This is a genomic window from Pacificitalea manganoxidans (assembly GCF_002504165.1).
GTDB lineage: Bacteria > Pseudomonadota > Alphaproteobacteria > Rhodobacterales > Rhodobacteraceae > Pacificitalea > Pacificitalea manganoxidans.
On record NZ_CP021404.1, the window covers coordinates 3,252,502 to 3,267,187 of the forward strand.

13 protein-coding genes are annotated in these 14,686 nt (G+C 64.1%); 7 read left to right on the forward strand and 6 right to left on the reverse strand.

Annotated features, from left to right (window positions below; genetic code table 11):
• Window positions 1-27: 27 nt before the first annotated feature.
• From CBW24_RS14930 to CBW24_RS14940, 3 genes are all read right to left on the reverse strand, one after another.
• Complete coding sequence (locus CBW24_RS14930) at window positions 28-684, reverse strand: YggS family pyridoxal phosphate-dependent enzyme (RefSeq protein WP_097374035.1); 657 nt, start codon at window positions 682-684, stop codon at window positions 28-30.
• Window positions 681-2,147, reverse strand: coding sequence for a tetratricopeptide repeat-containing sulfotransferase family protein (locus CBW24_RS14935; RefSeq protein ID WP_097374036.1), 1,467 nt, complete (start codon window positions 2,145-2,147; stop codon window positions 681-683). Before CBW24_RS14935 ends, CBW24_RS14930 begins: the two co-directional genes overlap by 4 nt.
• A gap of 156 nt (window positions 2,148-2,303) precedes the next feature.
• Window positions 2,304-3,305 (reverse strand): porin, encoded by a 1,002-nt coding sequence (locus CBW24_RS14940; protein WP_097374037.1) that lies wholly within the window; start codon window positions 3,303-3,305, stop codon window positions 2,304-2,306.
• A 231-nt stretch (window positions 3,306-3,536) separates the two neighbouring features.
• Here CBW24_RS14940 and CBW24_RS14945 point away from each other — a divergent pair, with 231 nt between their 5' ends.
• The 4 genes from CBW24_RS14945 to holA all read left to right on the forward strand — a co-directional run bounded on the left by CBW24_RS14945 (window position 3,537) and on the right by holA (window position 8,356).
• Window positions 3,537-4,091 carry a DUF3576 domain-containing protein gene (locus tag CBW24_RS14945; protein WP_088662819.1) on the forward strand — a complete coding sequence of 185 codons (555 nt, stop codon included), beginning with the start codon at window positions 3,537-3,539 and terminating at the stop codon, window positions 4,089-4,091.
• 161 nt (window positions 4,092-4,252) lie between these two features.
• Window positions 4,253-6,829, forward strand: a complete 2,577-nt coding sequence (leuS, locus tag CBW24_RS14950; protein WP_097374038.1) for a leucine--tRNA ligase — start codon at window positions 4,253-4,255, stop codon at window positions 6,827-6,829.
• The gene (gene lptE, locus CBW24_RS14955; protein WP_157773238.1) at window positions 6,816-7,337 is read left to right on the forward strand and encodes an LPS assembly lipoprotein LptE; all 522 of its coding nucleotides are present in this window, start codon (window positions 6,816-6,818) and stop codon (window positions 7,335-7,337) included. The genes leuS and lptE overlap by 14 nt, the downstream gene beginning before the upstream one ends.
• Window positions 7,334-8,356 carry a DNA polymerase III subunit delta gene (holA, locus tag CBW24_RS14960; RefSeq protein WP_088662822.1) on the forward strand — a complete coding sequence of 341 codons (1,023 nt, stop codon included), beginning with the start codon at window positions 7,334-7,336 and terminating at the stop codon, window positions 8,354-8,356. The genes lptE and holA overlap by 4 nt, the downstream gene beginning before the upstream one ends.
• Window positions 8,357-8,370: 14 nt before the next feature.
• Here holA and CBW24_RS14965 read toward each other — a convergent pair whose 3' ends face one another.
• Window positions 8,371-9,582 carry a lytic murein transglycosylase gene (locus CBW24_RS14965; RefSeq protein ID WP_232529872.1) on the reverse strand — a complete coding sequence of 404 codons (1,212 nt, stop codon included), beginning with the start codon at window positions 9,580-9,582 and terminating at the stop codon, window positions 8,371-8,373.
• A 270-nt stretch (window positions 9,583-9,852) separates the two neighbouring features.
• Between CBW24_RS14965 and CBW24_RS14970 the strand changes: the two genes are divergently transcribed.
• Window positions 9,853-10,263 (forward strand): response regulator, encoded by a 411-nt coding sequence (locus tag CBW24_RS14970; protein ID WP_088662823.1) that lies wholly within the window; start codon window positions 9,853-9,855, stop codon window positions 10,261-10,263.
• Between the two features lie 33 nt (window positions 10,264-10,296).
• Here the strand turns inward: CBW24_RS14970 and CBW24_RS14975 are convergent, their stop codons facing one another.
• The gene (locus CBW24_RS14975; RefSeq protein ID WP_097374040.1) at window positions 10,297-11,271 is read right to left on the reverse strand and encodes a glutathione S-transferase family protein; all 975 of its coding nucleotides are present in this window, start codon (window positions 11,269-11,271) and stop codon (window positions 10,297-10,299) included.
• A 192-nt stretch (window positions 11,272-11,463) separates the two neighbouring features.
• Here CBW24_RS14975 and CBW24_RS14980 point away from each other — a divergent pair, with 192 nt between their 5' ends.
• Window positions 11,464-11,712 (forward strand): DUF6732 family protein, encoded by a 249-nt coding sequence (locus tag CBW24_RS14980; protein WP_088662825.1) that lies wholly within the window; start codon window positions 11,464-11,466, stop codon window positions 11,710-11,712.
• 183 nt (window positions 11,713-11,895) lie between these two features.
• The gene (locus tag CBW24_RS14985) at window positions 11,896-12,252 is read left to right on the forward strand and encodes a hypothetical protein (protein ID WP_097374041.1); all 357 of its coding nucleotides are present in this window, start codon (window positions 11,896-11,898) and stop codon (window positions 12,250-12,252) included.
• A 141-nt stretch (window positions 12,253-12,393) separates the two neighbouring features.
• Here the strand turns inward: CBW24_RS14985 and CBW24_RS14990 are convergent, their stop codons facing one another.
• On the reverse strand, window positions 12,394-14,643 hold the full coding sequence (locus CBW24_RS14990; protein WP_088662827.1) for a transglycosylase domain-containing protein: 2,250 nt from the start codon (window positions 14,641-14,643) through the stop codon (window positions 12,394-12,396).
• Window positions 14,644-14,686: the final 43 nt, after the last annotated feature.

Below are 14,686 nucleotides of genomic sequence, written 5' to 3' on the forward strand. Positions count from 1 at the left end.
CGCAAATGACTGAGTGGCGGATCGTTCTCAGCCCGCAGTGTCGCGTGCGCCAAAGATAGCGGAGCCTACGCGGACATGGGTGGCCCCCTGCCCGATGGCCGTCTCGAAATCCCCGCTCATGCCCATCGACAAACCGTCCAAGCCATTGCGCTCGGCTATTTTGCGCAGCAAGGCGAAATGCAGGCTCGGTTCCTCATCCACAGGGGGGATGCACATCAGGCCCTTTACCGGCAGATCGAGCGCGCGCGCCTCCGCCACGAAGTCATCCGCATCGGCGGGCAGCACGCCTGCTTTCTGCGGTTCCTCGCCGGTATTGACCTGCAAGAAAAGGTCCGGACATTGGCCCAGTTCCTGCGCCAGTCGGGCGATGGCACGCGCCAGTTTCGGACGGTCGACGGAATGGATCGCATCGAACAACTCCATTGCCTGCCGGGCCTTGTTGCTTTGCAGCGGTCCTAGAAGATGCACGGAAACCCCGTCGAAGTCCGCGCGAAACTCCGGCCATTTTCCGGCGGCCTCCTGCACCCGGTTTTCACCGAACAGACGGTGGCCTTGGGTCAGCACATCGCGAACGCGGGCGTCAGGCTGGACCTTGGACACCGCGACCAGTTGCACCGACCCCGGCGCACGTCCTGCGGCGGCTTCGGCTTTCTCGATGCGCTGCTTGATCTCGGACAGGCTCATGACAAACGGTCTCCCATAGCGGTGATGAAGGGCGCCATTTCCTCGGCGTGGCGCTCCCAGGCGCGGCGAGAGGAGGCATAGATCGGCTGACGCACCTGATAGATGCTGAGCGTCCGCACCCGGCCCGATGTCGTGCCGGTTTCCAGGCACGCATCTTCCCAGTCCAGTCCAGCCGCACTGACCAATGCGCGGATCTGCGGCTCCGGGTCGGCGACGAGATCCTCATACCGGATCTCCTCAAAGCCGCCGGGCAGGCGATCGCGCCAGTAATCCAGCACCCGCAGAAATACACTGCAATAATGCGCCAGGTCCTCAAGGTCGTAGGCGTAGCGGTGGGTGCCCTCTGCAAACACGTTCTTATAGATCGACAGCGCCACGTCGCGGGGATCACGCCGCACCACGATGATCCGCGCGCCCGGTATCGCCTGCCGGATCAGGCCGGTCATCAGGTAGGACTGGATGGATTTGTCCGTGAACCGTGCCTGCGTGCCGAGCCGCTTCTGGGCGGCCGCGACATACGTCTCGCCAAGGCTACGAACATCGGCGCGGGGCAGATCCACCAGCGCGCGTGGCTCCGCACCGGGATAGTTAAGCCGGGAATAGGCCATACGCCGCAGCAGGTTCATTTCCTCGCCCGCCGTTACCGCGCTGTGCCGGGCAAGGATCTGTTCCACCAGTGTGGTGCCACTGCGGGGCAGGCCGGTGACGAAGATCGGGCTATCCGCCGCAGGCGCCGTCGGCGCGTCGAATTCCATCCCGTCGAACAGGCGCAGCCAGCCATCCACCTCGGCTTCCCACGCTTTCGGATCGTAGGGATGAGCCGCGCGGGTGTCGGCGTTGGCTGGACGCAGATAAGTAAAGACGCGCTCATGGCGGCCCGCATCGTCCATCGCCTTGGCCAGCGCGAAATTCATGTGGATGCGCGCGCGCCCGGTGCAGCGAGGATGGCGCAGCGCCTTTTGCATCTCCGCGATGACCGGCGCATTGGGGGCAATTTTCTCCCCTCCGACCATCAGCCGGTAAAGCTCGCCATCCCAAGGTGCCCGCTTCAACGCCCGGCGAAACTCCGCGCGGGCCGCGTCAAAGCGCCCGATCTGCTGGAGATAAAGCGCCTTATCCGCGCGCGGCTTTACCTGCTCGGGCGCCAGCGCGATGAGACGGTCATGCGCGGCAAGCGCGGCGTCCTCGTTCCCGGCAGCGCTGTGCAGCAGCACCTCGGCGCGCGGAATGGCAGGCTCCGCAGGGGCGAGCGCGGCGGCATTCTGATAATGGGTGGCGGCCTGATCCGTCTGTTGTTCAGCAGCCGCGATCTGTCCTAACTGGAAATGAATTTGCGCCACTTTCGGCGCGCGCAGCAGCAAGGCCTGCAAAATCGCGCGCGCTTCAGCAAGGCGGCCTCGCGATTGCAACGCTTGCGCGACATCGAAACGGCCCTGCACGGAATTGGGATCAGCCTTAGCCATTTGCGCCCTGCCCTGTGGTGTATCAGGCTTTCTGACTAATCCTCTGCGCCGAAAAAGAAAACCGGCGCATAAGAAAACCGGCGCCAATTGGCACCGGCCCAAAAGAAAAGAGCGGGCCCGAAGACCCGCTCTCTCTTATCCAAAGATCCGGTAGGATCAGAAGGACATGGACAGGCCGAGGGAGAACGTATCGTAGTCGTCCTCGTCGTCCAGGTAGTTGGAGTTGTTGTAGCCGGCCAGCACGGAAGCGCCGCCGCCCAGGTCGTAACCAACTGCAACACCGATGCCGTCGAAGTCAGCGATATCGTCGCCTTCGAACAGACCGTAGTTGATGTGCATTGCCAGCGGGCCGGTTTCGTAGCCGAAGCCCAGGCCGTAGTGCATGATGTCTGCGTCGTCACCATCGAAGGGGCCGCCGTCGACTTCAACGGAGATCTGAGTGATCTCGATGCCGCCGGTGAAGCCGGAAGCCAGGGTCGCAACAGCCGAAACGCCAACTGCGTCAACGTCGACGTCGAAGCCGGTGCCGAAGAAATCGTCATCGCCAGCGTCAACAGTCTGGTAGCCGAAGCCGAAGGCCATATCGACACCGGAAACCATGGTGGCGTATTTCAGGCCGAGGGCGTAGCCGGCATCGCGGTCGCCGGAGTCGTCCATTTCGGTCGAGATCGCGAAGCCGAAGTCGCCAACAGCGTAGTCGTAACGAACGATCTGGCCGTCATAGGCGCCGTCGAGATACGCGCCGAGGTAACCGGCGTGCGAGGTCTCGTCGTCAGCGATGGAACCGGGGTTACCCATGTTGCCAGCTTCGGTCAGGGCCCAGTCCATGGCGCCGTCGGTGTCGCCCATGGTCACGGTGCCGAAACCGCCGGAGACGAAGATGGTCGCGCCGCCGTCGTCATAGGGCTCGAACGCGGTCGAGAACACGTTGGTGCCGGAGCCATCGGACTCGTCCAGATCGACGGACGCGCCGAACGACAGGCCGCCGTCGGTTTCGCCGGACATGGAGAACGTGACGTCCAGGTCCTGGAAGAACTGCGTTTCGATTTCGGAACCACCGTAGATGCCCATTTCGGCAGAACCAGTGATGGTAACCTCAGCAGCCGCGGCGCCAGCAAAGCCGACCAGTGCGGTGGAGGCGAGAAGAACCTTTTTCATCGTTTTCCCTCGTGTCTAAAAGGTGCACCGCAACCCGGCTTTCCGAATTGGGCATGACCTTCTTTCGCGCCAAACCCCCATTCAATGCAAGCTAGGCGAGACCGCCCCCTCAACAGGCCGAATGAATTGGTGCAGCTTTGCCACAGTGGCGAGCCGCGCCCGGCTTTGTTAAGCCTTGTCCGGCCATAAACGCTCGGCTAGACAGAGCAAAACACCGGAGGGGCAGAGATCATGACCGTCAGAACCGCCGCCCGCCTGACCCTGGGCGCGTCCCTGATCGCCACGCTGGCAGCCTGTGGTGGAATCGGCAGCGGCGACAGCGGCCTGTTCGGACGGGGCGGCAACAGCGCCGCGCTCGACCCGGCCAATGTCCAATCCCGCGAGCGGGCCGAACAGCAGCGCGCCGCGCGCGATGCCCTCACCCGCGAGGACCGTTCGAACCGCTCGTCCTTCTTCGACCTGTTCGAGAACCGCGACGATCCCAACACCACTGTCAGCGTTAACCGCTATATCTGGAATGCCTCGCTCGACGTGCTGAATTTCATGCCCGTCCAGCAGGTCGATCCGTTTTCGGGTGTGATCGTCATGGGCTACGGCACTCCGCCGGGTGGCGGCACCGCCTATCGCGCGACCGTCTATGTTCAGGATCCGGCACTTGATGCGCGGTCGCTGCGGGTGGCGCTTGCGTCTCGCTCCGGCCCGGTCAGCGCCGATGTGCAGCGCGCGATCGAGGATGCGATTCTCACCCGCGCGCGTCAGCTGCGCCTGCGCGACGCCGACCTCTGACCCGGCCTGTTCGCCCGCGCCCGCCGGGAGGTGTGGACGCGCGCGGCAACCCCCATTAGACAGCACGCCGGGCCCCTGTGCCCGGCGTTTTCCGTGGTGCCACCGCGCATCATCCCCGATTCTATCCGCTCCCGAGCCCGCTTTTCAGAAGGATGTGCCCGATGTCCCGCCTTTCTCCCGCCGAGATCGAACCCAAATGGCAGGCCGCGTGGGATGACGCCGGCGTCTTTACCGCGACCCGCGACCCTGCGCGCGAGAAGTATTACGTCCTAGAGATGTTCCCCTACCCGTCGGGCCGCATCCATATGGGCCATGTGCGCAATTACACGATGGGCGACGTGGTTGCGCGCTATAAGAGCTCCTGCGGCTTCAGCGTATTGCACCCAATGGGGTGGGATGCGTTCGGGATGCCTGCGGAAAACGCGGCGATGGCCTCGGGCGGGCACCCGAAGGACTGGACCTACGCGAATATCGCCACCATGCGCGATCAGATGAAGCCGCTGGGCCTGTCGATCGACTGGAGCCGCGAATTCGCCACCTGCGATCCGGAATATTACGGCCAGCAGCAGGCGCTGTTTCTCGACATGCTCGATGCCGGGCTGATCTACCGAAAGAACGCAGTGGTGAACTGGGATCCCGTCGATATGACCGTGCTTGCCAATGAGCAGGTGATCGATGGCAAAGGCTGGCGTTCCGATGCGCCGGTGGAACGCCGCGAACTGACGCAATGGTTCTTTAAGATTTCTGACATGGCGGGCGATCTGCTCGATGGGCTCGACACGCTCGAAGACTGGCCCGAGAAAGTCCGCCTGATGCAGGCCAACTGGATCGGCCAGTCGCGCGGTCTGCAATTCGCCTTTTCGCTCACTGCCGAATCTGTGGGCCATGACCGGATCGAAGTCTACACCACCCGCCCTGACACGCTGATGGGCGCAAGCTTCGTTGGGATTTCCCCCGACCATCCGCTGGCCCGCGCGCTGGAGGAGAGCAACCCCGAGCTTGCGGCCTTCTGCGCGGAGTGCCGACGCATCGGCACGTCCGAGGAAGCGCTGGAAAAGGCCGAGAAGCGTGGCTTTGACACCGGGCTGACCGTGCGCCATCCGTTCGACACGGCATGGGAGCTTCCGGTTTATATCGCCAATTTCATCCTGATGGATTACGGCACCGGGGCGATCTTTGGCTGCCCGGCGCATGACCAGCGCGATTTCGACTTTGCCACCAAATACGATCTGCCGATCCCGCCGGTTTTCGTTGAGAAGGACGCCGAGGACGCGCAGCTGACCGAGGCCTTTGTGCCGCCAAAGACCGAGCCCGTGCATTATGTTCGTGGGTTCGCAGGCGCGCCGGTGCAAACCGGGGCCGAAGGTGTCGATGCCGCAATTGCCTTCTGCGAGGAAAACGGCGTGGGCCACGGCGTGACCAAGTATCGCCTGCGCGACTGGGGCCTGAGCCGCCAGCGCTATTGGGGCTGCCCGATCCCGGTGGTGCATTGCGAGGCCTGCGGCGTGGTGCCGGAGAAGAAGGAAAACCTGCCGGTTCGCCTGCCCGATGACGTGTCATTCGACCAGCCGGGCAACCCGCTCGACCGGCATCCGACATGGCGCGATGTGGCCTGCCCCGCCTGCGGCCAGCCCGCGCGGCGCGAAACCGATACGATGGACACGTTCGTCGACAGCTCGTGGTATTACGCGCGCTTCACCTCGCCGCGCGCCGAGACCCCGACCGATGCAGAGGATGCCGCGTATTGGATGAATGTCGATCAGTATATCGGCGGCATCGAGCATGCGATTCTGCATCTGCTGTATTCGCGATTCTTCGCCCGCGCGATGCAGATCACCGGCCACCTGCCCGAAACCGCGCGGGAGCCGTTCAACGCCCTGTTCACCCAAGGCATGGTTACCCATGAAATCTACCTGACCCGCGACGAAAAAGGCCGCGCGGTCTATCACCTGCCCGAAGATGTCACCGACGGACGGCTGGCCGACGGCACCGAGGTGGAGGTCATTCCCTCGGCCAAGATGTCGAAATCCAAGAAGAACGTCGTCGACCCGGTGTCAATCGTCGAGGCCTATGGTGCGGACACCGCGCGTTGGTTCGTCATGTCCGACAGCCCGCCGGAACGCGATGTGGAATGGACGGCATCGGGGGCCGAGGCCTCCTACAAGCATCTACAGCGGGTCTGGCGGCTGGCCAGCACCATCGATGCCGACATGCGCGCCGCTGCGCCCGAGGATCTGACCCCGGCGCCCGCGCGGGACATGCCACTGCTGCGCACCATCCACCGCGCGATTGCCGAGGTGACCGAGGGGATCGAGGGCTTTGCCTTCAACAGCTCCATCGCGCGGCTCTATGCATTTGCCAATGCCATCGCGAAATCCGACGCCACCCTACCGATCCGCGCGCAGGCCATGCGGGTTCTGGCGCAGCTGATGTCGCCGATGACCCCGCATCTGTCGGAAGAGATCTGGCATCTGCTGACAGGGGGCACCGAAGGTCTGGTGGCACAGGCCGCGTGGCCCGTGGCAGATCCCGCCATGCTGGTCGAAGATAGCGTCACCCTGCCGATCCAGATCAACGGCAAGAAACGGGGCGAAATCACCGTGCCCGCAGACGCCTCGCGCGAAGCGGTTGAAAAACTGGTGCTGGACACCGATGCTGTGCGCAAGGCACTGCCCGAGGGCGGCGCGCCGAAGAAGCTCATCGTGGTGCCGGGACGGATCGTCAATGTCGTTGTCTGATAACGCAAAACCGGGTCGTCGCGCTGTCCTTGCCGGGATGGGCGCGGCGGCGTCGACCGCAGTTCTGGCCGCTTGCGGCTTTAGCCCCGCCTATGGGCCGAACGGTATCGGCACCCGGTTGCGGAACCAGATCGTCGCGGATGCGCCCGACAGCCGGACGGAATATGCCTTTGTCGCGCAGCTGGAGGATCGGCTGGGCCGCAACCTGTCTGCGCCTTATGCATTGCGCTACGCGCTCACCACCTCGGAGGATGGCGTGGCCATCACAGCCGATCAGGTGACCCAGCGCTACCATATCGCGAGGCAACTGACCTATTCTGTCGTCGAACAATCAAGCCAGACCGTGCTGACCCGTGGCACGCTGTCGAACTTCACCTCCTATTCGACCACCGGCAGCACCGTCTCCACCCGCGCGGCGGAGATCGACGCCGAGGAGCGGCTGGCGCGCGCGCTGGCCGATGAGATGGTCACCCGCCTGCTGGGCACCGCGGATCGCTGGCTGCCGTGAAGCTGTCGACCCGCGAGCTTGGCGGTTTCATCGCGCGCCCGGACCCGAACCGGGCTGCGGTGCTGCTATACGGTCAAGACGCGATGCGGGTTGCGCTGAAACGTCAGGACTTGCTCGCCAATCTTCTGGGCCCAAAGGCCGAAGAGGATATGCGCCTCGCCCGGATGACTGGCGCGGAGCTGCGCAAAGATCCCGCCGCGCTGTTAGATGCGGTGAAGGCCGTGGGTTTTTTTCCCGGTCAACGCGGTGTGTTCATTGAAGAGGCAACCGACGCCACGACCGGCGCATTGGAAACCGCGCTTGCCGAATGGAAGCCGGGCGATGCGGTGATGGTCCTGAGCGCAGGCGCGCTAAAGGCCACGTCGAAGCTGCGCAAGCTGATCGAAAAGCACCCCAACGCGCTGGCCGCTGCGATCTATGACGATCCTCCGGGCCGCGCGGAAATCGAGGCGGAACTGCGCCGTGCTGGGGTGGGTGAGGTCGACCGCGCTGCGATGGATGATCTGACCGCACTGGCACGCGCGCTCGATCCCGGTGATTTCCGCCAGACGGTCGAGAAGCTCGGCCTCTATAAGATCAACGATACCAGCCCGCTGACCAGTGCCGAGGTCGCCGCGATGGCCCCCGCTACGGTGGAGGCTGAACTTGACGACATGCTGCACGCGGTCGCCGAAGCACATGCCGGAGAAATCGGTGCGCTGATGACCCGGCTTGGCGGACAGGGCGTGAACCCCGTCAGCATCTGCATCACTGCGACCCGGCATTTTCGCGCGCTGCATGCGGCCGCGTCGCATCCCGGCGGACCGGCTGCGGGCATCGCCACGGCGCGACCGCCCATCTGGGGGCCGCGCCGCGACCGGATGATCCGGCAAGCGCAGAACTGGGGTGCGCGGCGGCTGGAGGATGCGCTGGCCCTGCTCACGGATACCGATCTGTCGCTGCGCTCCGCAGGACAGACCGCCCCGCAGATGGCAGTGGTGGAACGCGCGCTCATCCGCCTGTCGATGATGAGCCGCTAGCCGCGCCCCTGCGCCTAAAGCCGGTTCAGCAAGGCGGGCGTCGGCCACGCATCGGCGGGCAGGCCCAGCCGGATTTGTTCGCGCTGCACGGCCTCGCGGGTTTTTTCCCCCAGAATACCGTCGACACCGCCCACGTCATGCCCGCGTGCCACCAGTTTGCGCTGCAACTGCTCCATCTCGGCCGCGCTGAGCCCCGGTTCGGGATTGCCCGCCGCATAGACCGGCGCGCCGCTGAGCCGGGTCGCAAAATAGGCGGCGGACGTCACATAGACGAAGCTCTGATTCCACTCGAACAACACGCTGAAGTTCGGATAGGCAAGGAAGGCCGGCCCGTTGCGCCCCTGCGGCAGCAACAGCGAGGCCTGTAATCCATTCCCCAGCGCGCCATTGCGGCCCTGCACACCCAGCCGCTGCCAGTCCGATACCGACCGCCGCTGGTCGAGCCCGCTAAGCGACCAGTCCAGCCCGGCAGGCAGCGTCACTTCCTGCAACCAAGGCTCCCCCGCGCGCCAGCCCAGATCCTGCAACATTCGCGCACCCGACATCAGTGCATCGGGGGGCGAGCCTTTCAGATCGACATGGCCATCCCCGTCGCCGTCGACACCGTTGCGCAGAATGTCCTCGGGCAGCATCTGCACCATGCCGACCTCCCCTGCCCAAGCGCCCTTGGTGCGGGCCGGGTCGAAATCGCCATGCTCGAACAGTTCCAGCGCCGCGATCACCTGGGGCTGGAACAGCCCCGGACGGCGGCAATCATGGCTCAGCGTCATCAGCGCATTGAGCGTGTTAAAATCGCCCTGCACCGCGCCGTAATCCGTTTCCAGCGCCCAGAACGCCAACAATATGCCTGCGGGCACGCCATATTGCTGCTCCGCCCGCTGAAAGACTGCGGCGTATCGGTCGCGATTGCGCGCGCCGTTTGTCATTCGGTTGTCTGAAATCACCCTGCGGGAGAAGTCGAGGAATTCCATCCTGAACACTCCCTGCGAGCGGTCCGCCTTTAATACCGCCGGGTCTTGCCGCACATTGGCAAAGAAGCGGTCAGCGGCCTGTGCCGACCGGCCCCGCGCCACAACGGCCTGTTTCATCCGGGCGATGAAGCTGCCGAAATCGCCACCGCAGGCCACCAATGGTTGCGGCACGCCACTGGATTGGGCGGAGCCCGCCGTGGGCAGGGACAGCGCAAGCGCCATAAGCATCGCGATGGCGGGGAAACGGGTCGGCATGTCGGTCTCCGGTCCTGAAAAGGGTGGCGCACGCCGGGCCTGGCGCGCCGCGCAGCCGGACCCTAGCAGCCCCCCGCGCCCCGGCAAGCCACGCGCGACAAAGACGATATTTCCGGCGGCAGTCTGCCCGCTGTGACGCAAGGCTTGCATCACGAAGCCGACATGCATCAAAATCAATTGTTAATGTTAACACCAAATTAACGATTTGGGCGCAGACAAACGATCAGACCGCCCGAGCCGGACGGCCCACGCCATGAAAGTTCACATTTGATGAAAGTTCTCATCGTCGAAAGCGAAGGCGACCTAGGCCGAACCTGGCAAGCACACCTGGAAAAACAGGGGGCCGAGGTGTTTCTCGCCATGTCAGAAGACCGCGCGGTCATGCATCTGGAACAGCACGACTTTAACGCCGTTGTGCTGGATCTGCTGCTGGAACAGGGCAACGCCCTCGCACTCGCGGATTTCATCGCCTATCGCCAGCCCAAGGCGCAGGTGATGTTCGTGACGAATTCCACCTATTTCGCGGATGGCTCGATTTTCCAGCACGCCTCGAACGCCCGCGGGTTTCTTAGCTCCGGCAGCCGTCCCGAAGATATCGCCGCGATGGTCGTCCACTATGCGGGCGGCTCCGAGCGCGGAAATGGCCGCGGCGGCTCGGGCGGCGACGGTCCAGCACACTGAGCCTGCGCACCCGCACCGCCTTATCGCGTCAGATCACCCGCGCCCATGCGGCGCAGTCCAATCCAGCTCCGGGTTAATCGGAATGATCCGGTTCGGATTGATGGTGTCGTGACTGTAGTGGTAGTGGCGCACGAAATGGCCGAACTGCACCGTCTCGGCCACGCCGGGCCACTGATACAGCTCCCGCGCGTAGGGCCACAGGTTCGGGTAGTCGACCAGCCGCCGTTTGTTGCACTTGAAATGCAGGTGATAGACCGGGTCGAACCTGAATAGCGTCGTCGCCAGCCGCCAGTCGGCCTCGGTCACGCGCTCCCCCATCAGATACCGTTTCTCGCCCAACCGCGCATCCAGCCAGTCCAGCGCTTCGAACAGGGTGGTCACGGCGGCGTCATACGGCTCCTGCGAGGTGGCGAATCCCGCTTTATAAACGCCATTGTTGACCTCGTGATAAACCCGCTCGTTCACGGGCGCGATCGCCTCACGCAGATCTTCCGGCCAGTAGTCGTCGTCGTTGCCGGTCAATTCATCGAAGGCAGAGTTGAACATGCGAATGATCTCGGAACTTTCGTTCGATACGATCTTCCCGGTTTTCTTGTCCCACAACACCGGCACCGTCACCCGCCCGGACATAGTCGGGTCCGCTTTCAGATAGACGTCGCGCAGGTAAGGCAGGCCAAACAGCCGGTCGCCGGTGGTGCCCGGCCAATCGGTGCGAAACTCCCAGCCTTCCGACAGCATATCGGGATGGACGACCGAAACCGGAATGATGTCCTCCAGCCCCTTCAACGCGCGGAAGATCAATGTGCGGTGCGCCCAAGGGCAGGCATAGGATACATAGAGGTGATAGCGGTCCCGCTCCGCCGCGAACCCGCTCTCCCCGTCCGGGCCAGCCGCGCCATCCGGTGTCACCCAGTTGCGAAACTTGGCGGTGGAGCGCACGAATTTGCCGCCATGTGCGGCGGTGTCGTACCATTCATCCTTCCAGATGCCTTCGACCAACTGACCCATCGGATATCCTTCCTCTGCCATAACAAGCGGGTTTTATCCTACTTAGGGCGTTAAAACTGCCTGTGTAATGCGCAAAGCCCCTGCGCAAACGCACAGCCAGACCCTGTGTTATTGCATGACAAGGGGCGTTGCCTATAGTCGGGTCGCGTGCCGCCCCGCCGCTTGAGGGCTGCCGAAATCAGGAGATCCCCCATGCGAATTCGCGCCTTGTCCGTGCAAACCGGTCTGTCCCTCGTCGCCATTCTTTCCACCAGCGGCGCAGCCTTGGCGCATCCCGGTCACCTGACGGAACGGCTCGAACATGATCACTTCATCGCGGCGACCGCGCTCATTCTCGCCGGCGGGATCAGCGCATGGGAAATGTGGAAGCATCACCGCCGCAGCAAGGGCAAGCCGGTGCTGTTTTGGCGCCGCACGGAGTCCGACGACAAACGCGGCTAGGCGCGAATCGCCCGCGCCGCATCCGCCGTGGGCCTTTCTGCCTCGGACTGTGCCCCCCGCGCACCCTATCGCACGGCGCCTTGGAAAATAAGGCTCTGCCGCTACGCCATATCCCTGTCATGAAACGGTTTCTTGACGGATGAGGTGTTAAGCGTGAGCCTGTAGCCAAGTGCGGAGGACACAATGAACGATCATCTCCCCGAAGCCGTCAGGCGCGGACTTGAAGAAGCGCATAAACTCGCGCGGCGCAAAGCGTCGCGGCTCAGTCTTCATATAGGCGATGACCGTATTCCCGTCCTGCGCCACTGGGACACCGGCTTTGCCGTCGACGCGGAGCGCGCGCCTGTCCTGCGCGGCGGGATCGTGGATCTCTATGACGGGAAAGAACATCTGGTGCGCTGCCTCGTCGTCACCTCGCGCGAGGAAGCTGGCGAACGGGTATTCGAATACAAACTCGCCACGCCGCCCATGTCGCACCCGCCCGCCGATTTCGTGCGCGCGCGCCCTGAACCCGACGGGCTGATCGAAAAACTTAGCTAAGCGCTGCGCTCGCTGTCGCGGGCGGCCTCCCTGATGCAGCCCTGTGGGGGCCCGTCCGCCCCCTGACTAGCCTGCCGGCCCCAACAACGCACCTAGCACGGGCCTAGCATGGGCCGCCCCCTGCGGGACGGCCCCAATCCATCAACGTCCGAAGATATCGTTCAGCACACCGCGCAGGATGCGTTCCACCGGATCGGCCTGACGCTGCGGTTGCCGCTGTTGCTGCTGGCGTTGCTGCTGCTGTTCGGCCTGACGCTGCAATTCCTGCTCCAGCTGACGCTGAGCTTCGGTCATCTGCTGAGGGTCCGGCTCCTGCACCGGTTGCTGCTGCACCGGCTCGGGGACGATCATCGGCAGTTCCTTGGGCTCGATACCTTGGTGGACACGCAGCATCGTTTCGCGCCAGATCTCGGCAGGCAGACCACCCCCGGTGACCCCCGTCAGCGGCGTGTTGTCGTCATAGCCCATCCAGACCCCGGCGACGTAATCGGCGGTGAAGCCCACGAACCACGCATCCCGCGCGGCGGACGTGGTGCCGGTTTTGCCAGCCGCGGGGCGGTCGATCTTGGCCCGCGTGCCGGTGCCGTCCTGAATGACCCGCGACATCATGTAGACCAACTGCTTGGCGGCGGTTTCGGAAATCACCCGCTCGCCATAGCCGTTTTCCTGATTCATCAGGGTTTCGCCTTCGCCCTGAATACGCAGTTCGGTCAATCCGTAAGGCGCCACCGCGCGGCCCCCGTTCAGGATGCCCGCATACGCGCCGGTCATGTCGACCAAGGTCGATTCGGACGCCCCGAGCGCCAGTGCAGGCCCGGCAGCCAGATCGCTGTCCAAGCCGAAATCAGCCGCAATGCGACGCACCGACTCGCGCCCGGCCTCTTCCGAGACCTTCACCGCGGGGATGTTAAGACTGTCCTTCAGCGCCTCGGTCAGGGTCACACGACCATGATAGCGCCGGTCGTAGTTCTCTGGCGAATACGGACCGGACCCGGGAACATTGATCGTGTAGGGCTCGTCCATCACCGTCGCATTGGGCGAAAACCCCAGATCGAGCGCGGCGGCATACACGAACGGCTTGAACGCGGAGCCTGTTTGACGCTTGGCCATCGCGGCACGGTTGAACGCGCCGGACACCTTGGTTTCGCGCCCGCCAACCATCGCACGCACGGCACCATCCGCCGACATCACCACGATCGCGGCCTGCGCGGCGGAGCCATCGCGCACCTTCTCGGAGAAGATCTGCTCCATCGCGCCCTCTGCGGCCCGTTGCAGCCGCTGATCCAAGGTGGTGCGCAGCACGACATCTTCGGTAGTGTTGGTGGTCAGGAAGTCCGGCCCCACATCCATCACCCAGTCGGCGAAATACCCCCCGGCCTGTGCGGCGGCGGCCTCGGACAGCGTCGCGGGACGCTCCAGCGCCGCTTGCCGCTGATCGGGGGTGATGAAATCCTGATCGTCCATCAGTTTCAGCACCGTCGCGGCCCGCGCCTGCGACCGGGCAAGGTTATTGGTCGGCGCATAGGTCGTCGGCGCGACCAGCAGACCCGCCAGCATCGCCGATTGAGCGACATTCAGATCGGCAGCGGAGACACCGAAATAGCGCTGCGCCGCAGCCTCGGCCCCACGGGCGGAGCCGCCCATATAGGCACGGTTGAGGTAGATCGTCAGGATTTCTTGCTTGGAGAATTTCGCCTCCAGCGCCATCGCGTAGATCGCTTCCTTCACCTTCCGCCAGATGGTGGTGCGGCGGCAATCGGCCTCATACTGCGCCTCCGTCATGCCCGCGCCGCGCTCGAACGGCACGCCCAGACACAGCAGCTTCGCGGTCTGTTGGGTGATGGTGGAGCCGCCATGCCCCTCGAACGGACCCCGCCCTTCGCGCATGTTGATGCGAATCGCCGAGGCGACACCGCGCGGGCTGACGCCGAAATGCTGGTAGAAGCGCCGGTCCTCGGTCGCGACGACCGCATTGCGCAGATTGCTCGACAGGTTATCCGCGTCGACGATGCCGCCGAATTGCTGACCGCGCCACGCAAACACATCGCCATTGCGATCCAGAAGCGTCACCGACCCTTTGGTGCGCCCATCGATCAATTCCGCCATGTCGGGAATCTGGGTGTAGAAATAGAACACCGCGCCCGCGATCAGCAGCGCGACGACCGCCGCCGAACGCCAAATCACGCTCATCACCAAGCCGATGAGGAACCGCGTCAACGCCGCGATCCAGCCCAGAGGCCCGCGCCGACGTGCGGGGGCCCTGCGCCGGGGCCGCTTGCCCCCGCCGGAACCCGAGCCGCTTCCGCCTTTGCGCCGGGTCTTGGACCGAGCGGCCTGCGCGAAGCTGCGCTTTTCGGCGACGAGAGATTTTTTTCTGCCTGACGTGCTCATTAATTCGCAACCTGCCGGTTATTCTGCCTGACCTGCTTCGGGC

Bases quoted from the DNA above. Each gene is read 5' to 3' on its own strand.
- CBW24_RS14930 (WP_097374035.1), bottom strand. From the start codon at position 684: ATGAGCCTGTCCGAGATCAAGCAGCGCATCGAGAAAGCCGAAGCCGCC.
- CBW24_RS14935 (WP_097374036.1), bottom strand. From the start codon at position 2,147: ATGGCTAAGGCTGATCCCAATTCCGTGCAGGGCCGTTTCGATGTCGCG.
- CBW24_RS14940 (WP_097374037.1), bottom strand. From the start codon at position 3,305: ATGAAAAAGGTTCTTCTCGCCTCCACCGCACTGGTCGGCTTTGCTGGC.
- CBW24_RS14945 (WP_088662819.1), top strand. From the start codon at position 3,537: ATGACCGTCAGAACCGCCGCCCGCCTGACCCTGGGCGCGTCCCTGATC.
- leuS (WP_097374038.1), top strand. From the start codon at position 4,253: ATGTCCCGCCTTTCTCCCGCCGAGATCGAACCCAAATGGCAGGCCGCG.
- lptE (WP_157773238.1), top strand. From the start codon at position 6,816: ATGTCGTTGTCTGATAACGCAAAACCGGGTCGTCGCGCTGTCCTTGCC.
- CBW24_RS14965 (WP_232529872.1), bottom strand. From the start codon at position 9,582: ATGCCGACCCGTTTCCCCGCCATCGCGATGCTTATGGCGCTTGCGCTG.
- CBW24_RS14970 (WP_088662823.1), top strand. From the start codon at position 9,853: ATGAAAGTTCTCATCGTCGAAAGCGAAGGCGACCTAGGCCGAACCTGG.
- CBW24_RS14975 (WP_097374040.1), bottom strand. From the start codon at position 11,271: ATGGGTCAGTTGGTCGAAGGCATCTGGAAGGATGAATGGTACGACACC.
- CBW24_RS14980 (WP_088662825.1), top strand. From the start codon at position 11,464: ATGCGAATTCGCGCCTTGTCCGTGCAAACCGGTCTGTCCCTCGTCGCC.
- CBW24_RS14985 (WP_097374041.1), top strand. From the start codon at position 11,896: ATGAACGATCATCTCCCCGAAGCCGTCAGGCGCGGACTTGAAGAAGCG.
- CBW24_RS14990 (WP_088662827.1), bottom strand. From the start codon at position 14,643: ATGAGCACGTCAGGCAGAAAAAAATCTCTCGTCGCCGAAAAGCGCAGC.